Annotated in this window: 3 protein-coding genes; all 3 read right to left on the minus strand. The window is 74.7% G+C overall.

Annotated elements, in window-relative coordinates:
• Window positions 1–25: 25 nt before the first annotated feature.
• From AB0O11_RS08545 to AB0O11_RS08555, 3 genes are read right to left on the minus strand one after another with little or no spacing between them, the layout of a single operon-like run.
• Window positions 26–7,216 carry an amino acid adenylation domain-containing protein gene (locus tag AB0O11_RS08545; protein WP_363383319.1) on the minus strand — a complete coding sequence of 2,397 codons (7,191 nt, stop codon included), beginning with the start codon at window positions 7,214–7,216 and terminating at the stop codon, window positions 26–28.
• Window positions 7,198–15,093 carry an amino acid adenylation domain-containing protein gene (locus AB0O11_RS08550; RefSeq protein ID WP_363383320.1) on the minus strand — a complete coding sequence of 2,632 codons (7,896 nt, stop codon included), beginning with the start codon at window positions 15,091–15,093 and terminating at the stop codon, window positions 7,198–7,200. Before AB0O11_RS08550 ends, AB0O11_RS08545 begins: the two co-directional genes overlap by 19 nt.
• Window positions 15,090–21,515, minus strand: a complete 6,426-nt coding sequence (locus AB0O11_RS08555) for an amino acid adenylation domain-containing protein (protein ID WP_363383321.1) — start codon at window positions 21,513–21,515, stop codon at window positions 15,090–15,092. The genes AB0O11_RS08550 and AB0O11_RS08555 overlap by 4 nt, the downstream gene beginning before the upstream one ends.
• Window positions 21,516–21,584 lie beyond the last annotated feature (69 nt).

Genomic DNA, 21,584 nt, shown 5'->3' on the forward strand with positions numbered 1-21,584 from the left:
CAACTCCTGTCGTTCGTCGGAAGGTTCAGTGGCTGCTGCGGCGCAGCCGCGCGGCGAGCGTGCGGCCGATCGCGGCGAGCGGGCCGGGCGCGGTCATCGCTTCGTGCGGGCAGGCGACCTCGACCAGTTCGAACTCCCCCGTCAGGTAAGGCTGCCAGGACTCGACGGCGGGCGCGTCCGCGTCCCGGCCCTCAGTGGCGAAGAAGTACAGGACGTCCCCCCGGAAGACGGCGGGGCGCACCGCGTCGGCCAGTCGGCCGTTGTTCGCCGCGACCCGCTCGATCGCCGCGACGTGCCGGGCCTCGATGCCGGGCAGTGCACTCGCGCCCAGCAGTTCGGCGGCCTGCGCGTGGCTCAGCTCGCCCTCCGGCGCCGGGGATCCGGTCAGGCCTACCAGTTCGCGGCGGAACGCGGCGCCGTCGTGCTCGACGTGCTCCCTGCCGTGCGGGTAGGCGTCCAGCAGGGTGAGCAACGCGACCCGCTCGCCGGCTGCTTCCAGCCCGGCAGCGATCGCCTGGGCCACCACGCCGCCGAAGGACCAGCCGAGCAGGTGGTACGGCCCCTCGGGCTGGACGGCCCGGATCCGCGCCAGGTACTCCTCGGCCATCTCCTCGACGCTCGCCGGGAGCCGGTCGTCGTCGCCGCGCAGGCCGCGGGCCTGCAGGGCGTACAGCGGGCGGTCGTCCAGGCTGCGGGCGAGGCCGGAGTAGACCCAGCCGATGCCGAGGCCGGGGTGGACACAGAACAGCGGAGGCCGGCTGCCGCCGGCGCGCAGCGGCAGCAGCACGTCGAGCGTGTCGTCGAAGCGGTCCCCGGTGGCGCGGTCGGCCAGCCGTTCGGCGAGCCGGGCGACGGTGGGCGCCTCGAACAGGCTGCGGATGGTCAGTTCGGCGCCCAGGGTCTCGCGGATCCGCCCGGCCAGGCGGGTGATCAGCAGGGAGTGCCCGCCGAGGTCGAAGAAGTTGTCGTCGATGCCGAGCCCGGTGACGCCGAGCACTTCGGCGAACAGGGCGAGCAGCTGCCGCTCGCGCTCGTCGCGCGGGGCGCGGCCGGCGGCGGCGGGGCCGAACTCCGGTGCGGGCAGGGCGGATCGGTCGATCTTGCCGTGGCTGCTGAGCGGCAGCCGGTCGAGCACGACCACGGCGGCCGGGACCATGTAGTCCGGCAGCAGGGCGGCCAGGTGGGCGCGCAGCTGGGCGGGTTCGACCTCGGCGCCCTCGGCGGGCACCGCGTAGGCGACCAGCCGCTGGTCGCCGGTCGGGGCGTCCTCGGCGGAGCGGGACGTGTCCTCGCGCAGCACGGCGGCCGCCCGGGCCACGTCCGGGTGGCCGGCCAGCACGGCCTCGATCTCGCCGAGTTCGATCCGGTGGCCGCGCAGCTTGACCTGGTCGTCGGCCCGGCCGAGGTGAACCAGCCGGCCGTCCGCCGTCCAGCGGGCGAGGTCGCCGGTGCGGTACATCCGGGCGCCGGCCGGGCCGTACGGGTCGGCGGTGAAGCGCTCGGCGGTCAGGGCGGGGCGGCCCAGGTAGCCGCGGGCCAGGCTCGCCCCGGCAATGTACAGCTCGCCGGGCACGCCGGGCGGCACCGGGCGCAGCGTGGCGTCCAGCACGTAGGCGCGGGTGTTGGGGAAGGGGCGGCCGATCGGGACGGGGCCGGCCGGCAGCGGCTGCCCGGGCTCGATCCGGTGCTCGGTGCAGTTGACGGTGGCCTCGGTCGGTCCGTAGACGTTGACCACGGTGGCCTGCGGGTGGCGCTCGCGCCAGGCTCGGACGGCCTCGCCGTGCAGGGCCTCGCCGCCGAGCAGCAGTTCGCCGGTGGGCGAGAACGCGTCGGGCAGTTCGGCGAGCAGCGGCAGGTGGCTGGGGGTCGCCTTGAGGAAGGTGACCGGCTCGTCGGCCAGGGCCGCCTCGGTGGCGGCGTCCTCGGTGAGCGGGGCCAGGTGGACGGTGCCGCCGGTGACCAACGGGGTGTAGAGCGCGGTGACGGTCAGGTCGAAGGTGACCGGCGAGTGCAGCAGGGCGGCGCCGGCGGCGGCCGGGTAGGCGGTGGCGGCCCAGCCGAGGTAGTCGGCGACCGAGCGGTGCTCGACCACGACGCCCTTGGGCCGGCCGGTGGATCCGGAGGTGAAGATGACGTAGGCCGGGTGGCCGGGGTCGAGCGGCGCGCTGCGGTCCGCGTCGGTGAGGTCGACGGCCGACTGGGCAGCCGCCGGCCCGCGGAGCTCGTCGAGCAGCAACACCTCGATGCCGTCCGACAGTTCGAAGCCCTCGCGGTCGGTCAGGAGCAGCTTGGGCATGGCGTCGGCGAGCACCTGGCGGGTGCGCTCGGCCGGATGGTTCGGGTCGAGCGGCAGGTAGCCGGCGCCGCTCTTGAGCACCCCGAGCAGGGCGACGACCAGGTCGGCGCTGCGCGGCAGGGCGAGCGCGACCAGGGTGCCGGGGGCGGCGCCGCGCGCGACGAGCACCCGGGCGAGCCGGTTGGCGCGGGCGTTCAGCTCGACGTAGTCGAGCACGTCGGCGCCGGCCACCAGGGCGGTGGCCCCGGGAGTGCGGGCGACCTGGGCCTGGAACAGTTCCGGGACGGGCACCACCGGAACGGGCCGTTCGGCGCCGCTCCACTCGGTGAGCAGCTGCCGGCGCTCGTCCGGGCCGAGCAGGTCGATCCCGCCGATCGGCCGGTCCGGGGCCTCGGCGGCGGCAGTGAGCAGCCGAGCCAGCCGCTCGGTGAGCCGCTCGGCGGTGGCACGGTCGAACAGCTCGGTGTCGTACTGCAGGACGCCGTCGATGCCGGCCGGGGCCCCGGTCGCGGCGTCGAAGCGCTCGCCGAGGTGGGCGGCGAGGTCGAACTTGGCGCCCTGCTCGGCGGGCGTGTACGGCTCGGCGCGCAGCCCGGCCAGGTCGAGCGTGGCCTCGGTGTTGTTGTGGACGGTCAGCATCACCTGGAACAGCGGGTGCCGGGCGAGCGAACGGCGCGGGTTGAGCACCTCGACCAGCCGCTCGAACGGCAGGTCCTGGTGGGCGTAGGCGGCGAGGTCGGTGTCCCGGACCCGGTCGATCAGCTGGCGGAAGGTCGGGTCGCCCGAGGTGTCGGTGCGCAGCACCAGGGTGTTGACGAAGAAGCCGACCAGGTCGTCCAGGGCGTCGTCGGTGCGCCCGGCGATCGGGGTGCCGATCGGCAGGTCGTCTCCGGCGCCGTGGGCGCTGAGCAGGGCGGCGAGGCCGGCCTGCAGGACCATGAACATGCTGGCCCGGCCGTCCCGGGCGAGCCCGGCGAGGCGGGCGTGCAGCCTGGCGTCGAGCCGGAAGGCCACGCCGTCGCCGCGGTGGGCGGCGACCGCCGGGCGGGGCCGGTCGGTGGGCAGCCGCAGCTGGTCGGGCAGGCCGTCCAGGGCCTGGCGCCAGTGTGCGAGCTGCTTGGCGGCCTGGCTCTTCGGGTCGTCCTCGCTGCCGAGGGCGCGGCGCTGCCAGAGCGCGTAGTCGGCGTACTGGACGGGCAGCGGCCGGAACCGGGGGGCCTCGCCGTTGCCGCGGGCCGCGTAGGCGGTGGAGAGGTCGCGGGCGAGCGGGGCGATCGACCAGCCGTCGGTGGCGATGTGGTGGACGGTGAGCAGCAGCACGTGCTGCTCGGGGGCGAGCTCGAACAGCTCGGCGCGCAGCGGCTGGTCGACGGAGAGGTCGAAGCCGCGGCCGGCGGAGCGCTGAATCGCGGCCTCCAGGCCGTCCTCGGTGGTGGCGGTGACGGCCAGCGCGGGCCTGGCGGCGGCCGCGTCGAGGACGTGCTGGCGCGGTTCGCCGTCCCGGTCGGGGAAGACGGTGCGCAGGCTCTCGTGCCGCGCGGTGAGATCGCCGAGGGCGGCCTCCAGCGCGGCGCGGTCGAGGGCGCCGTGCAGCCGGACGGCCAGCGGGACGTTGTAGGTGGCGTCCGAGACCTGCATCCGGTTGAGGAACCAGAGCCGGCGCTGGGCGAAGGAGAGCGGGACGGCCTCGGGCCGGGGGCCCGCCTTCAGCGCGGCCCGGGCGCCACCGGCCGCGGCGACCCGCTCGGCGAGCGCGGCCACGCTGGGCGCCTCGAACAGGGCGCGGATGGGGAGTTCGACGCGGAGGTCGGAGCGGACCCGGCTGACCAGCCGGGTGGCGAGCAGCGAGTGCCCGCCGAGCTCGAAGAAGCTCTGGTCGACGCCGACCGAGGGCAGGCCGAGGATCTCGCAGAAGAGCGCCGACAGCGCCTCCTCCTCCGGGCCCTGCGGCTCGCGGCCGGCGGGCTCGCCGGCGAGTTCGGGGGCGGGCAGGGCCTTGCGGTCGACCTTGCCGTTGGGCATCAGCGGGAACTCGTCGAGCACCACGAAGGCGGACGGGACCATGAACTCCGGCAGCTTGGCGCCCAGGTACTCCCGCAGCTCGTCCACGGCGACGGTCTGCCGCTCGGCGGCCACCAGGTAGGCGACGACGCGCTTGTCGCCGGGCTCGTCCTCGCGCACGACCACGGCGGCGTGACCGACCGCGGCGTGCAGGCCGAGGACGGACTCGATCTCGCCGAGCTCGATCCGGAAGCCCCGGACCTTCACCTGGTCGTCGGCGCGGCCGGCGAACTCCAGCTGCCCGTCGGCGCGCCAGCGGCCGAGGTCGCCGGAGCGGTAGAGCCGGGCGCCGGGCGGGCCGTACGGGTCGGCGACGAAGCGCTCGGCGGTCAGGCCGGGGCGCTTGAGGTAGCCGCGGGCCAGACCCTCGCCGGCGATGTACATCTCGCCGGCCACGCCGGGCGGCACCGGACGCAGTGCGCGGTCGAGCACGTACACCCGGGAGTTGGCGAACGGACGGCCGATCGGCGGGGTGCCGCCGGGGGTGAGGGCGGTGCTCATGGTGGCGCCGACGGTGGTCTCGGTGGGGCCGTAGCCGTTGAGCAGTCGGCGGCCGGGCGACCAGCGCGCGACCAGTTCGGGGGTGCAGGCGTCGCCGGTGGAGACCAGGGTGGCGCCGGCCAGCACCTCGTCACCGGCCGGCAGCGCGGCGAGCGCGACCGGCGGCAGGGTGGCGTGGGTGACGGCGTGCCGGCGGACGAGCTCGGCCAGCGGCTCGCCGGGCAGCACGTCGTCGGCGCTGCCGAGGACGAGGGCAGCGCCGGAGAGCAGGCCCATCGAGATGTCCCAGAAACCGGCGTCGAAGCTGACCGAGGCGAACTGCAGCACCCGGCTGCCAGGCCCGGCCTGGACGGCCTCGGCCTGGGTGGTGACCAGGCTGGCCAGGCCCCGGTGCGGGACGACGACGCCCTTGGGGCGGCCGGTGGAGCCGGAGGTGTAGATGACGTACACCGGGTTGGCCAGGTGCAGCGGGGCGATGCGGTCGGCGTCGGTCGGGTCGCTCGCCGGGCGAGCGGCCAGGGCGGCGAGGGTGGCCGGGTCGTCCAGGACGACGCTCGGCACCTCGGCGCCGGCCGCGCCGAGCAGTTCGGCGGTGGCGGCGGTGGCGAGACCGAGCACCGGACGGGCGTCGGCGAGCATGAAGGCCAGCCGGTCGGCCGGGTACTGCGGGTCGAGCGGCAGGTAGGCGGCGCCGGCCTTGGCGACGGCCCACAGGGCGACGATCAGCTCCACCGATCGGGGCACCGCGACGGCGACGAACTGCTCCGGGCCGACCCCGGCCGCGATCAGGTGGTGGGCCAGCCGGTTGGCGCGTTCGTTGAGCTCGCCGTACGAGACCACGGTGTCCCCGAACAGCAGCGCGGGCGCGTCCGGGTCGGCGGCGGCACGGGCCTGGAACAGCTCGGGCAGGGTGGCCGGAGCCACCTCGCGGCCGCTGTCGTTCCAGTCGGTCAGCAGCCGGCGGCGCTCCCCGGCGGAGAGCACGTCGAGCCGGCCGATCGGCTGCTCCGGGTCGGCGGCGATGGCGGCCAGCAGCCGCAGCAGCCGGTCGAGCACGGCCTGCGCCTCGTCCTCGCCGAACAGGTCGGGGGCGTAGCACAGCCGCAGGTGCAGGTCCTCGCCCATCAGGCCGGCGGCCAGGTTCAGCGGGTAGTGCGCGCCGTCGCGGCCGTCCACGCCGGAGAACCGGACGCCGGCCACCTCGAGGTGCTCGGTGGTCGGGTCCACCGGGTAGTTCTGGTACACCAGCGTGGTGTCGAACAGCTCGCCGTGCCCGGCGAGTTGCTGCACGTCGGTGAGGCTGACGTGCTGGTGGGCGAGCAGTTCGCTCTGCTCAGCCTGCAGCCGGGTGAGCGCGCCCAGCAGGGAGTCGCCGGCCCGCAGCCGGACCCGCACCGGCAGGGTGTTGATGAACAGGCCGACCATGGTGTCGACCTCGGGGATCTCCGGCGGGCGGCCGGAGACGATCGCGCCGAACACCACGTCCTCGCGGCCGGTCAGCACACTCAGCAGCAGGCCCCAGGCGCCCTGGACGACGGTGTTGAGGGTGAGGCCGTGGCTGCGGGCGAGCGCCTGCAGGCCGGTGGCGACCTCGGTGGGCACCTGGTGGCGCAGCCAGCCGGGGCGCACCATGGCGCGGCCGCGGGTGGCGGGCGCGACCAGGGTCGGCTCGTCGATCTCGGCCAGCGCGATGCGCCAGGCCCGCTCGGCGGCGTCGGCGTCCTGGTCGGCCAGCCAGGCAAGGTAGTCGCGGTACGGCGTGACCGGGGCCAGCACCGAGGCGTCGCCCCGGCTGCCGTACAGCTCGAACAGCTCCCGGATCAGCACCGGCACCGACCAGCCGTCCATCAGGATGTGGTGCTTGGTCAGCATCAGCCGGAACCGCTCGGGAGCCAGCCGCAGGACGGTGAAGCGCATCAGCGGCGGGTGGGTGAGGTCGAACGGGCGGGCCTGGTCCTCGTCGGCGAGCCGGGCCAGCTCGGCCTCCTGGCGCTGCGGGTCCAGGGCGCTGAGGTCGATCTGCTCCCACGGCACGGCGACCTTGCGGTGCACCAGCTGGACGGGCTTGCTCACCTTGTCGCTGCGGAAGCCGACCCGCAGGTTGGCGTGCCGCTCCAGCAGGGTGCGGGCGGCCAGGCGCAGGGCGCGGGTGTCCAGCGGGCCCTGGAGGTCCAGCAGCAGCTGGTGGACGTAGAGGTCGGGGCCGTCCTGGTCGTAGAGGGCCTGGAAGAGCATGCCCTCCTGGAGCGGGGAGAGCGGGAGGATGTCCTCGACGGCGGACTTCTTCGCGCCGGTGCTCCGGCGGGTGTTGGTGCCGGGGTTCTGCACGCCGGACTCGGTCACTTTGCGGTCTCCCATTCGTCCTCGAAGTCGTCCTCGACCTCGTCCTCGTCCAGCTCGTCGGTGAAGTCCTGGTCGAACTCCGCCGCGAAACCGTCCAGTTCGTCCTGGCTCAGCGAGACCAGGGAGAGATCGGACGGGGTGAAGCCGCCGCTCTCGGGGCGTTCGGCGTGTGCGGCCAGGGCGCGCACGGCCCGGCTGAAGCAGTCGGCCAGTTCGGCCACGTCCTGTTCGCGCAGCAGGGTCTGCGGCCAGGACCAGACGAGCAGCAGTCGCGGCCCGTCCGGGTGGTCCTCGGTGAGCGCGTTGACGGCGAGCGCGTGCGTCATCGGCGTCTCCGGCTCGGGCCGGCCGCCGGACAGGTCGGCGCCGCCGACCATGCCCTCCTCGGCCACCGGGGTCCACGGCTCGACGGTGGCACCGGCGGCCGCCGGGGTGCGGCCGAGGTAGTTGAAACTGATCTGCGGGCCGAGGAGTTCGGCCAGCGAGTCCCGGGTGTCGTGGTTGAGGTGGCGCAGCAGCCCGTAGCCGAGACCGTGGTCGGGCAGGGCTCGCAGCTGCTCCTTGACCAGCTTCAGCGCCTGGCCGACGCCCGGGCCGCCGTCCGCGACCTGCGCGCGGTCGACGCCGTCGACGTCCAGCCGCACCGGGTGCAGGCTGGTGAACCAGCCGACCGTGCGGGACAGGTCCACGCCCGGGACGACGTCCTCTCGGCCGTGACCCTCCAGGTCGACCAGGACGGCGGTCTCGTCCTCCTCTCCCCGGGCCGCCCGCCAGTCGGCGGCGGCCAGGGCGAGCGCGGTCAGCAGCACGTCGTTGACGCCGGCGTGGTAGGCGGCGGGCAGCGTGGTGAGCAGCGGGGTGACGTGCTCGGCGGGCTCGGTCCGGGTGAGGAAGCGCATGGTGCCCAGCACGTCCTGGCCCGGGTCCAGCGGGCGGTCGCCGAGCAGGGCGTCCGGGATGTCCAGCATCTCCTCCCACAGGGCGAGTTCGGCGACCCGCTCGGGCTTGTGGGCGAGCTCGACCAGGTGCTCGGCCCAGCGGCGCAGGGAGGTGCCGGTGGGCTGCAGCTGCGGCTCCCGGCCGGCGACGCGCGCCGCGCAGGCGGCGGCCAGGTCGGGGACCAGGACCTGCCAGGAGACGTTGTCGATCACCAGGTGGTGGGCGACCAGCAGCAGTCGGCCGGTGTTGCCGGGGCCGGCGTCGAACCAGACCGCCTGGAGCATGGCGCCGTCGTCCGGGGAGATCCGGGCCCAGGCGGCCTCGCTCTCGGTGGAGGTCAGGGCGCGCAGCGCGTCCGCGTCCAGGCCGCTCGTGTCGACCCGCCGGACGCAGCCGGCCGCGTCGACGGCGCCGCGCTCGGGGACGGTCAGGCGCCACTGGCCGGTGTCGCGGATCAACCGCAGGCGCAGCGCGTCGTGGTGGTCCAGCACGGTCTGGAGGGCGGCAGTCAGGTGCTCCTCGGTCAGCTCGGCCGGGGCGTGCAGCAGGGTCGACTGGTTGAACCGGCCGATCGGGCCGCCGCGTTCGCGCAGCCAGTGCACGGTCGGGGTGAGCGGCACCTCGCCGATGCCGTCGTCCGGGCCGTCGCTGACCACCTGGTCGAGGCTGCCCGCGACGGCGGCGAGGGCGGCGACGGTCTTGCGTTCGAAGACCTGGCGCGGGGTGATCACCAGGCCGGCCTTGCGGGCGCGGCTGACCAGCTGGATGGAGACGATGCTGTCGCCGCCCAGGTCGAAGAAGCTGTCGTGGACGCCGACCTTCTCCAGGCCGAGGAGTCCGGCGAACAGCTCCGCGAGGGTCGCCTCGCGGTCGCTGCGGGCCTCGCCGCCGGTGGTGGCGGTGGACAGGTCCGGGGCGCGCAGGGCCTTGCGGTCCAGCTTGCCGTTCGGGGTCTGCGGGAGGGCGTCCAGCACGACGACGGCCGCGGGGACCATGTAGTCGGGCAGCGACTCGCCGACGCGCGAGCGCAGTTCGGCGGGTACGGGCGCGGCGCCCTCGCTCGGGACGACGTAGCCGACGAGCTGGCGCACACCGGGCTGGTCCTCGCGGACCAGGACGGCCACCTGGCCGACGCCCTCCTGGGCGGCGAGGGCGGCCTCGACCTCTCCCAGCTCGATCCGGAAGCCGCGCACCTTCACCTGGTCGTCGGCGCGGCCGACGTACACGAGTTGGCCGTCCGCGCCCCAGCGGGCGAGGTCGCCGGTGCGGTACATCCGGGCACCGGCCGGGCCGTACGGGTCGGCGACGAAGCGCTGGGCGGACAGGTCGGGCCGGTTCAGGTAGCCGCGGGCCAGGCTCGGACCGGCGATGAACAGCTCGCCGACCACGCCGGGCGCCACCGGGCGCAGCGCCGGGTCCAGCACGTACAGACGGGAGTTGAACACCGGCGTGCCGATCGGCGGTGCGACGGCTCCGCCGAGGGCGCCGCTCATCGAGGCGCAGACGGTGGACTCGGTCGGGCCGTAGGCGTTCACCAGCCGGCGGCCGGGCGACCAGCGGCCGACGACCTCGCCGGACAGGGCCTCACCGGCGGAGACCAGCGTGCCGCCGGGCAGCAGCCGCGCCTCGGGCTCCATCGCGGCGAGGACCACGGGCGGGATCGTCGCGTGGGTGACGCCGAACTCCGCGAGCGTTCCGGCCAGTTCCTCGCCGGCGGCGAGCCGCTCGGCGGGGACGACGACCAGGGCCGCACCCGAGAGCAGGCCCATGCACAGCTCCCAGAAGGCCGCGTCGAAGCTCGGCGAGGCGAACTGCAGGACGCGCGAGCCGTCGCCTACCTCGAAGCGCTCGACCTGGGTGGCGAGCAGGCTCGCGACACCCGAGTGCGAGACCACGACACCCTTGGGGCGGCCGGTCGAACCGGAGGTGTAGATCAGGTAGGCCGGGTTCGACAGTCGCGCGGGGCTGTCGAGTTCGGCGCCCGACCGGGCTGCCACCGCTTCGACGACCGCCGGACCGTCCAGCACGACGACCGGACGGCCCTCCGGTACCCGGTCGGCCACGTCGGAGCGGGTGAGGACGAGCAGCGGCTGCGCGTCGTCCAGCATGTAGCCGATCCGCTCGGCCGGGTACGCCGGGTCGACGGGCAGGTACGCGCCGCCGGCCTTCCACACCGCCAGCGCGGCGACGACCAGCTCCTCCGAGCGCGGCAGAGCGAGGGCGACGAACCGCTCCGGACCGACGCCGAGTCCGACGAGGTACCGGGCGAGCCGGTTCGCCCGGGCATCGAGCTCGGCGGCCGACAACTCGCCGCTCTCGGTGACGAGCGCCGGCGCATCCGGCGCCGCCGCCACCCGGGCCGCGAACAGCTCCGGCACCGTCGACCCGGCGACCTCACGCGGAGAGGCGTTCCAGCCACCCCCGACGACCTGCCGCCGCTCCTCGCCGTCCAGCACCTCGATCTGCCCGATCCGCAGGTCCGGCTCCGCCGCCACGGCCGACAGCACCCGCACGAACCGCTCGACGATCCGCTCCACCGTACCGTGGTCGAACAGGTCGGTCGCGTACTCGACCAGGCCCTCGATCCCGCCCCCGGAGCGCTCGGCCAGCTCGAACGAGAGGTCGAACTTGGCGGCGCCGACGCCGACCGTCTCCTGCCGCGCGTCCAGACCGGGTAGGCCCAGCTCGGCGGTGGCGGTGTTCTGCAGGACCAGCATCACCTGGAACAGCGGGTGCCGGGCCAGCGAGCGGTCCGGGCTGACCGCGTCCACCAGCCGCTCGAACGGCACGTCCTGGTGCGCGAACGCCGCCAGGTCCGACTCCCGGACCCGGCCCAGCAGCTCGCGGAAGGTCGGGTCGCCGGAGGTGTCGGTGCGCAGCACCAGGGTGTTGACGAAGAAGCCGACCAGGTCGTCCAGCGCCTCGTCGGAGCGGCCCGCGACGGCGCCGCCGATCGGCAGGTCCTCCCCCGCGCCGAGGCGGGTCAGCAGCGTGGCCAGGCCGGCCTGGATCACCATGAACAGCGTCGAGCGGGACTCGCGGGCGATCGAGAGCAGCCCGCCGTGGAGCGCGCCGTCGAGTTCGAAGGTGTGCAGCCCGCCCCGGTGGCTGGCGACGGCCGGCCGGGGACGGTCGGTGGGAAGTTCCAGCTGGTCGGGGGCGCCGACGAGTTCGGACTTCCAGAAGTCCAGCTGCCGGGCGATGACGCTGTCGGCGTCGCCCTCCTCACCGAGCAGCTCGCGCTGCCAGAGGGTGAAGTCGGCGTACTGGACGGGCAGCGGCGCCCACTGCGGGGCCACGCCCTGCACCCGGGCCCCGTACGCCGCCGCGAGGTCCGCACCCAGCGGCGCCAGCGACCAGCCGTCCGCGGCGATGTGGTGCACCGTCAGCAGCAGGACGTGCTCCTCGCCACCGAGCGTGAACAGCCGCGCCCGCACCGGGATCTCCGTCTCCAGCGCGAAGCCGACCGACGCGGCCTCCGACAGTGCCTGCGCCAGCTGCGCCTCGGTGGTCTCGGAGAAGCTCAGCTCCGGAGCCGCACCCTCCAGCACCTGCTGGTACGGCACGCCCCCGTCCTCGGGGAACACCGTGCGCAGGCTCTCGTGCCGCCCGACCACGTCCGCCAGCGCCTGCGCCAGCGCGGCCCGGTCCAGCGCGCCGGAAAGCCGCAGCGCCAGCGGGATGTTGTAGGTGGCGCTCGGTCCCTCCAGCCGGTGCAGGAACCAGAGCCGCCGCTGCGCGTACGACAGCAGCACCCGCTCCGGCCGCACCACCGGGAGCAGCGCCGGGCGGGCCTGCCCGGCGTCCTCGGCGAGCCGGCCGGCCAGCGCGGCGACGGTCGGGGCCTCGAACAGGGTACGGATCGGCAGCTCGACGCCGAGCGCCGTCCGCACCCGGCCGACCAGCCGGGTGGCGAGCAGCGAGTGCCCGCCGAGGGCGAAGAAGTCGTCGTCGACACCGACCACGGGCGCGCCCAGCGCCTCGGCGAAGATCCCGGTGAGGATCTCCTCCTGCGGGGTGCGCGGGCCGCGTCCGGCCCCGCCGCCGGTGGCGAACTCGGGTGCGGGCAGCGCCTTGCGGTCCAGCTTGCCGTTCGGGGTGAGCGGGAGCGCTTCCAGCCCGACGAAGGCCGCCGGGACCATGTACTCGGGCAGCGCCCGGGCGGCGTGCGAGCGCAGGGCGCCGAGGTCCAGCGCCTGCCCGGCGGCGGGCACCAGGTAGGCGGCCAGCCGCAGGTCCCCCGGGCGGTCCTCGCGGACCAGCACGGCACTCTGCGCGACTGCCGGGTGAGCGGCCAGCACGGCCTCGATCTCGCCGAGCTCGATCCGGAAGCCGCGGATCTTCACCTGGTCGTCGGCGCGGCCGGCGAACTCCAGTCCGCCGGTCTCCGTCCAGCGGGCGACGTCGCCGGTGCGGTACATCCGCGCGCCGGGAGGGCCGTACGGGTCGGCGATGAAGCGCTCGGCGGTCAGGCCGGGGCGGCCGAGGTAGCCGCGCGCCAGCCCGGCGCCGCCGACGTAGATCTCGCCCGCGACTCCGGGGGCGACCGGGCGCAGCCCGCCGTCCAGGATCTGGATCCGCAGGTCGGGGATGGCGCCGCCGATCATGCTGCCGGGGCCGGCGGCCGCGCTCGGGGCGTCCAGCGCCAGGTGGCTGACGTGCACGGTGGTCTCGGTGATGCCGTACATGTTGACCAGCACGGGAGCACGGTCGTCGTGCCGCTCGTACCAGTCGGCCAATCGCCACAGGTCGAGCGCTTCGCCCCCGAACACCACGTACTTCAGGGCGAGTTCGCGGCGCAGCTCGGGGTTCTCCCGGTCCGCCTGCATCAGCTGGTAGAAGGCGGACGGGGTCTGGTTGAGGACGGTGACCCGCTGTTCGGCGAGCAGCCGCAGGAACTCCTCCGGCGAGCGGCTGACCGAGTGCGGGACGACGACGAGCCGGCCGCCGTGCAGCAGCGGGCCCCACAGCTCCCAGACCGAGAAGTCGAAGGCGTAGGAGTGGAACAGCGTCCAGACGTCCTGCGGGCCGAAGTGGAAGAACCGCTCGGTGGCGCCGAACAGCCGGACCACGTTCTGGTGCGGGATCACCACGCCCTTCGGCCGGCCGGTGGAGCCCGAGGTGTAGATGACGTACGCGGGGTGCTCCGGACGCAGCGCCGTCACCGGGGCGGTGTCCGGCCGGGCGGCGAGTTCGGCGAGCACGCCCGGGGCGTCCACGACGACGCGCGCGGTGTCGCCGGCCAGCACGTCGGTGGCGGCGTCGGTGAGCAGCAGCGCGGGCTGCGCGTCCGCCAGGGTGTAGGCGAGCCGGTCGGCCGGGTACTCGGGGTCGAGCGGCACGTACGCGGCGCCGGCCTTGAGCACGGCGAGGACGGCCACCACCAGGTCCGCCGAGCGGGACATCGCCAGCGCGACGAAGTCCTCGGGGCCGACGCCGCGTTCGACCAGCAGATGGGCCAGCCGGTTGGCCCGGGCGTCCAGCTCCCGGTACGTCAGCTCGGTGTCCCGGTGCGTGACGGCGACGGCCTCGGGAGTGCGCGCGGCCTGGGCGGCGAACAGCTCCGGGACGGTCGCGGGGGCCACCTCGGCACCGTCGCCGTTCCACTCGACCAGGACGCGGTGCAGCTCGGCCGGGCCGAGCAGGTCGATCCGGCCGACCGGCTGGGTCGGGTCGGCGGCGATCGCCTCGAACAGGCGGACCAGCCGCTCGCCGATCAGCCGGACGGCGTCGGCGTCGAACAGCTCGGGTCGGTGGTCGAGGCGCAGCTGCAGCCGCCCCTCGACCACGCTGGCGATCACGCCGAGCGGGTAGTGGGTGGCGTCGATCGCCTGCAGGTCGGCCAGCCGCAGCTCACCGACGGCGGGCTGGAGGGACTGCGGGTCGAGCGGGTAGTTCTCGAAGACCGCGATGGTGTCAAAGAGCCGGCCGTGCCCGGCGAGGCGCTGCACCTCGGTCAGGCCCAGGTGCTGGTGCTCCATCAGGTCGGCCTGCTGGTCCTGCATCCGCGCCAGCGCGTCCACCAGCCGTTCACCGGACTGGAGTCGGGCGCGGACGGGCAGGGTGTTGATGAACAGGCCGACCATCGTCTCGACACCCGGGAGCTCCGGCGGACGGCCGGAGACGGTCGCGCCGAACACCACGTCGTCGCGGCCGGTGAGCTTGGCGAGCAGCAGCGCCCAGGCGCCCTGGAGCACGCTGTTGAGGGTCAGCCCGTGCCGGCGGGCCTGGCTGCGCAGCTGCGCCGTCAACTCGGCGGACAGCTCGACGATCCGGTGCTCGGGCGTACGGGTGGCCTGCTCGGGCTCGGCGCCGGCCAGCAGGGTCGGCTCCTCCAGCCCGGCCAGCGCCTGCCGCCACGCCTCCCGGGCCCCGGCGGCGTCCTGGCCGCCCAGCCAGGCCAGGTACCGGCGGTACGGCGTGACGGCGGGCAGCGCCGTCTCGTCGCCGCCCCGGCCGTACAGCTCGAACAGCTCGCGCACCAGGATCGGCATCGACCAGCCGTCGACCAGGATGTGGTGCTTGGTCAGCACCAGGGTGTGCCGCTGCTCATCGAGCCGGTACAGCGCGAAGCGCAGCAGCGGCGGGCGGGCGAGGTCGAAGCGGCGGCCCCGGTCGGCAGCCAGCAGACGGGTCAGTTCGGCCTGCCGGGCGGCCTCGTCGGCGTGGCCGGACAGGTCGGTCGCGGTCCACGGCAGCTCGACCTCGTGCGGGATCAGCTGGACGGGACGGGCCAGGCCCTCGTGCCGGAAGGCCGCCCGCAGGTTGGGGTGGCGGCGCAGCAGGCCGTCGGCGGCGGCGCGCAGCGCGGCCGGGTCGAGCGGGCCGTCCAGGTCGAGGACCAGCTGCACGGTGTACACGTCGGCAGCCCGCTCGTCGTAGAGCGAGTGGAAGAGCAGTCCTTCTTGCAGCGGGGAGAGCGGGAGCACGTCCGCCAGGCCGGGCTTCGTCACTTTGAGATCCTCCAGTCAGCTTCCAGCAGGTCGATCTCGGCCTGGGACAGGGTCACGAGAGAGAGGTCCGAGGGGGTGTGGCCGCCGCTGCCGGCGGTGCGGGCGTGCTCGGCGGTGACGGCCAGGGCGCGGAACCACAGGTCGGCCAGTTCGGCCACGGTCGCCTCGGGGACGGCGCCGTCCGGCCAGGACCAGGTGGCCACCAGCCGGGGGCCGTCCGGGTGGTCCTCGGTGAGCGCGTTGAGCACCAGCGCATGGGTGAGCGGCATCGCCGGGTCGGCGCCGCCGCCGAGCGCCGGTGCCTCGGCGGCCGCCGTCCAGGGCTCGCGACCTGCGGCGGGGAAGCGGCCCAGGTAGTTGAAGCCGAGCTGCGGCTCGCCGAACACCGCCAGCTGCGGGCCGGTCGCCGGGTTCAGGTGGCGCAGCAGGCCATGGCCGAGGCCGTGGTCGGGCAAGGCGCGCAACTGTTCCTTCACCCGCTTGAGCGCCTGGCCGACCGGGGCGCCGCCGGCCCAGATCCCGGCCCAGTCCCGGACAACCGGGTCGAGCCGAACGGGGTACAGGCTGGTGAACCAGCCGACCGTGCGGGAGACGTCGGCACCGGGGAGCACGTCCTCGCGGCCGTGGCCCTCCAGGTCGACCAGCACCGAGCCGTCGCCCCGGCGGCCGCTCCGGCGGCGGTGGTCGGCGACGGCGAGCGCGAAGGCGGTGAGCAGGACGTCGTTGACGCCCGCGTGGTAGACGGCCGGGACGCTGGTCAGCAGCTCGGCGGTGAGCCCGGTGTCCAGGGTGCGGGTGAGGGTGCGCTCGGTGGCGACGACGTCCCGGGCCGGGTCGAACGGGCGGTCGCCGATCAGCGGGTCGAGCCCGTCCAACTGGCGTTCCCACTGGGACAGTTCAGCCCGCCGGCGGGGGTCGAGAGCGGCCTCGGCCAGGCCCTCGGACCAGGTCCGGAAGGAGGTCGGCACCGGCTCGAGGGCGGGCGTGCGGCCTTCCCGTACGGCTTCCCAGGCAGCGGCCAGGTCCGGCACCAGGATGCGCCAGGACACGCCGTCGACCACCAGGTGGTGGACGACCAGCAGCAGCCGGCCGGCGTTGCCGGGGCCGGCGTCGAACCAGACCGCCTGGAGCATGGCTCCGTGCTCCGGGTCCAGCCGGTCGGCGGCCTCCTCGCTCTCCCGGGCCACCAGTTCGGTCAGGTCCGGGGTGGTGGCGGTGGTGAGGTCGATCCGGCGCACCAGCTCGGCGGCGCGTACGGTGCCGGGCGGCGGGACGTCCAGCGTGGGACCGTCTGCGCGGACCAGCCGGGCGCGCAGCGCGCCGTGGTGGTCCAGCACGGCCTGGAGGGCGGCGGTCAGGTGCTCCTCGGTCAGCTCGGCCGGGGCGTGCAGCAGCATCGACTGGTTGAACCGGCCGATCGGGCCGCCGCGTTCGAGCAGCCAGCGCATCACCGGGGTCGCCGGGATCCGGCCGATCCCGCTGTCCTCGATGGCAGGGCCCGCCGCGTCCGGCGCCGACTCGTCGGCGATCACGGCGAGGGCGGCGACGGTCTTGTGTTCGAAGACCTGGCGCGGGGTGATGACGAGCCCGGCCTTGCGGGCCCGGCTGACCAGCTGGATGGAGACGATGCTGTCGCCGCCGAGGTCGAAGAAGCTGTCGTCGACACCGACCCGGTCGAGGCCCAGGAGGCCGGCGAAGAGCTCGCAGAGGACCGCTTCACGGTCGGTGCGGGCGGCAGTGCCGCTCGAGGCGGTGGACAGGTCGGGGGCCGGCAGGGCCTTGCGGTCCAGCTTGCCGTTCGGGGTCAGCGGCAGCTCGCCCAGCGGCACGACGGCGGCCGGCACCATGTAGTCGGGCAGCAGCCTGCCCACACCGATGCGCAGTCCGGCCGGGTCGAGCTCGGCACCGGCGGCGGGGACGACGTAGCCGACGAGCTGACGCACGCCCGGCTGGTCCTCGCGCACGACGACGGCCACCTGGCCGACACCCTCCTGCGCGGCCAGCGCCGCTTCCACCTCACCGAGCTCGATCCGGAAGCCACGCAGCTTGACCTGCTCGTCCACGCGGCCCACGTACACGAGTTGGCCGTCCGCGCCCCAGCGGGCGAGGTCGCCGGTGCGGTACATCCGGGCACCGACCGGGCCGTACGGGTCGGCGACGAAGCGCTGCGCGGACAGATCGGGGCGGTTCAGGTAGCCCCGCGCCAGACTCGGGCCGGCGATGAACAGCTCGCCGACCACACCGGGAGCCACCGGACGCAGCCCCGAATCCAACACGTACAGAAGGGAGTTGAACACGGGAGAACCGATCGGCGGAGCCTCGCCGCCACTCAGCGCGCCACTCATCGAAGCACACACGGTCGACTCCGTCGGACCGTAGGCGTTCACCAGACGACGGCCCCGCGACCAGCGGCCCACCACCTCGCCCGACAGCGCCTCACCGGCCGACACCAACGTGCCACCCGCCAGCAGCCCGGCATCCGCGTCCATCGCCGCCAACACGACCGGCGGCAGCGTCGCATGCGTCACGCCGTACTCCACCAGGGTGCCCGCCAGGGCCTCGCCCGGCAGCAGCTGCTCGGCCTCCACGACGACCAGCGCCGCACCGGAGAGCAGGCCCATGCACAGCTCCCAGAACGCCGCGTCGAAACTCGGCGACGCGAACTGCAACACCCGCGAACCCGGACCGACCTCGAACCGCTCCACCTGTGTGGCGAGCAGGCCGGCCACACCCGAGTGCGACACCACGACGCCCTTCGGGCGGCCGGTCGAACCGGAGGTGTAGATCAGGTAGGCCGGGTTCGACAGTCGCGCGGGGCTGTCGAGTTCGGCGCCCGACCGGGCTGCCACCGCTTCGACGACCGCCGGACCGTCCAGCACGACGACCGGACGGCCCTCCGGTACCCGGTCGGCCACGTCGGAGCGGGTGAGGACGAGCAGCGGCTGCGCGTCGTCCAGCATGTAGCCGATCCGCTCGGCCGGGTACGCCGGGTCGACGGGCAGGTACGCGCCGCCGGCCTTCCACACCGCCAGCGCGGCGACGACCAGCTCCTCCGAGCGCGGCAGAGCGAGGGCGACGAACCGCTCCGGACCGACGCCGAGTCCGACGAGGTACCGGGCGAGCCGGTTCGCCCGGGCATCGAGCTCGGCGGCCGACAACTCGCCGCTCTCGGTGACGAGCGCCGGCGCATCCGGCGCCGCCGCCACCCGGGCCGCGAACAGCTCCGGCACCGTCGACCCGGCGACCTCACGCGGAGAGGCGTTCCAGCCACCCCCGACGACCTGCCGCCGCTCCTCGCCGTCCAGCACCTCGATCTGCCCGATCCGCAGGTCCGGCTCCGCCGCCACGGCCGCCAGCACCCGCACGAACCGCTCGACGATCCGCTCCACCGTGCCACGGTCGAAGAGGTCACAGGCGTACTCGACCAGACCGTCGATCCCGCCCCCGGAGCGCTCGGTCAGCTCGAAGGCGAGGTCGAACTTCGCCACGCCCGCGTCCACCCGGTCCAGGTCGGCCTGGATCCCCGGGAGTTCGAAGCGGGCCTGCTGGTTGTTCTGCAGGACCAGCATCACCTGGAACAGCGGGTGCCGGGCCAGCGAACGGTCCGGGCTGACCGCGTCCACCAGCCGCTCGAACGGCACGTCCTGGTGCGCAAACGCCGCCAGGTCCGACTCCCGGACCCGGCCCAGCAGCTCGCGGAAGGTCGGGTCGCCCGAGGCGTCCGTCCGCAGCACCACCGTGTTCACGAAGAAGCCGACCAGGTCGTCCAGCGCCTCGTCGGAGCGGCCCGCGACGGCGCCGCCGATCGGCAGGTCCTCCCCCGCCCCCAGCCGGTTCAGCAGCGCGGCCAGACCGGCCTGCACCACCATGAACAGCGTCGACCGCTCCGTGCGCGCCAGCGCCAGCAGGCCCTGGTGCACCTCGGCCGGCACGGCGAACGGCACGTTGCCGCCCCGGTAGGTCGCCACCGCCGGACGCGGCCGGTCCGTCGGGAGTTCCACCTGCTCGGGGGCGCCCGCCAGTTCGCTCTTCCAGAACTCCAGCTGCCGGGCGATCACGCTCTCCGGGTCGCCCTCCTCACCGAGCAGCTCGCGCTGCCAGAGGGTGAAGTCGGCGTACTGGACGGGCAGCGGCGCCCACTGCGGGGCCGTGCCGTTCAGGCGGGCCGCGTACGCCGCCGCGAGGTCCGCACCCAGCGGCGCCAGCGACCAGCCGTCCGCGGCGATGTGGTGGATGGTCAGCAGCAGCACGTGGTCGGTCTCGCCGATCGCGAACAGCCGGGCACGCACCGGGATTTCGGTCTCCAGCGCGAAGCCGACCCCGGCGGCCGCCGACAGCGCCCCCGTCAGCTCCGCCTCGGCGGTCTCCTCGACCGTGAACTCCGGCGCCACGCCCTCCAGCACCCGCTGGTACGGCACGCCCCCCTCCTCGGGGAACACGGTCCGCAGGCTCTCGTGCCGCCCGACCACGTCCGCCAGCGCCAGCGCCAGCGCGCCGTGGTCCAGCGCGCCCGAGAGCCGCAGCGCGTACGGCAGGTTGTAGGTGGCGCTCGGCCCCTCCAGCCGGTGCAGGAACCAGAGCCGCCGCTGCGCGTACGACAGCGGTACCCGCTCCGGCCGGGCGGCCAGGGCCTCGACCGCCGGGCGGGCGGTGCCCGCGTCGGCGAGCCGCGCGGCCAGGGCCACGACGGTGGGCGCCTCGAAGACCGTACGGACGGCGAGTTCGACGCCGAGCGCCGCCCGGACGCGGCCGACCAGCCGGGTGGCGAGCAGCGAGTGCCCGCCGAACTTGAAGAAGTCGTCGTCGATGCCGAGGTCCGGCACGCCGAGCAGGTCCGCGAACATCGCGCAGAGCAGTTCCTCGTGCGGCGTCCGGGGCCGCCGGGCCGTCCGGGCGGCGCCGAAGTCGGGCGCGGGCAGGGCCTTGCGGTCCAGCTTGCCGTTCGGGGTGATCGGGAACGCGTCCATCCCGACGAACGCCGCCGGAATCATGTGGTCCGGGAGCAACTCACCGATGTACGAACGCAGTTCTGCTTCCTCCGGCAGCTCGTCGCCGGCCGCCGGGATCAGATAGGCGACGAGCAGCTTGTCGCCGTGCCGGTCCTCCCGGGCCACCACGGCGGCCTGGGCGACGGACTCGTGCCGGGCCAGCACCGACTCGATCTCGCCGAGCTCGATCCGGAAGCCGCGGATCTTCACCTGGTCGTCGACCCGGCCGAGGTAGTGCAGCAGGCCGTCCGCGTCCTGGCGCACCAGGTCGCCGGTGCGGTACATCCGCGTGCCGGCCGGGCCGTACGGGTCCGCGAGGAAGCGCTCGGAGGTCAGACCGGGGCGGCCCAGGTAGCCGCGCGCCAGGCCGTCGCCCGCGAGGTACAGCTCGCCGGTCTCGCCGTCGCGGACGGGCCTCAGCGCGGCGTCCAGCACCCGCACCCAGGTGTTGCGGATCGGCCGCCCGATGGCCGGCCGGCCGCCGCCGACGGTCACCTCGGCAGTGGTGGACCAGATGCTGGTCTCGGTCGGCCCGTAGACGTTGGTGACGCGGTCGCCGAGCCCGGCCATGGCGTCGGCGAGCGCGGGCGACAGCGCCTCGCCGCCGGCCATCATCTGCAACCCCCGCAGGGAGTCCGGCTGTTCGGCGGCCATGGCCTGGAAGAGCGCGGGGGTGGCCTGGAGGTGGGTCACGCCGGTGCCGGTGATCAACTCGGCCAGCCGGGCCGGGTCGCGAACGGTCTCGCGCGACGCGATCACCACGCCGGCGCCGGCCAGCAGCGGCAGGTAGTGCTCCAGTTCGGCGATGTCGAAGGCGATGGTGGTGACGGCGGCCATCCGGTCCGTCTCGGCCATCGGGAAGAGCTCGGCCATCCCGAGCAGGAGGTTGAGCAGCCCGGAGCGCTGGATCACCACACCCTTCGGCCGCCCGGTGGAGCCCGAGGTGTAGATCGCGTACGCCGGGTTGGCGGGGTGCAGCTTCCTCCCGGTCAGCGGACCGGAGGGCATCTCCTCGGCGGCGGCCAGTGCCTCGTCGAGGTACAGCACGGGCGCACCCGCGTCCGGCATCCCGAACTGACGATCCGTCAACAGAATTGCGGGCGAGGATTCCTGGAGGATGTAGCTGACCCGGTCCGCCGGGTAGTCCGGGTCCAGCGGCACGTACGCGGCGCCGGTCTTGAGCACGGCGAGCAGCACGACCATCTGGTCCACCGTGCGGGGCAGCGCCACCGCGACGAACCGCTCGGGACCGGCCCCGTGCCGCACCAGCAGCCGGGCGAGCCGGTTGGTCCGGGCGTCCAGCTCGGCATGGGTCAGCTGCCGCCCGCCGCTGAGCACGGCGACGGCGTCCGGGGTGCGCGCCGCCTGGGCCGCGATCAGGTCGGTGATGTCGGCGGCAGGCAGGGGCACCCGGGCGTTCCCGGTTTCGGACATGGTTTATCCACCCTCGAACGGTTCGGTGTTGCGTCAGGAGGAGCTGCGGGCACGGCCCGGGCCAACGGG

This window comes from Kitasatospora sp. NPDC093102, assembly GCF_040683915.1.
Taxonomy (GTDB): domain Bacteria; phylum Actinomycetota; class Actinomycetes; order Streptomycetales; family Streptomycetaceae; genus Kitasatospora.

Bases quoted from the DNA above. Each gene is read 5' to 3' on its own strand.
- AB0O11_RS08545 (WP_363383319.1), bottom strand. From the start codon at position 7,216: ATGGGAGACCGCAAAGTGACCGAGTCCGGCGTGCAGAACCCCGGCACC.
- AB0O11_RS08555 (WP_363383321.1), bottom strand. From the start codon at position 21,515: ATGTCCGAAACCGGGAACGCCCGGGTGCCCCTGCCTGCCGCCGACATC.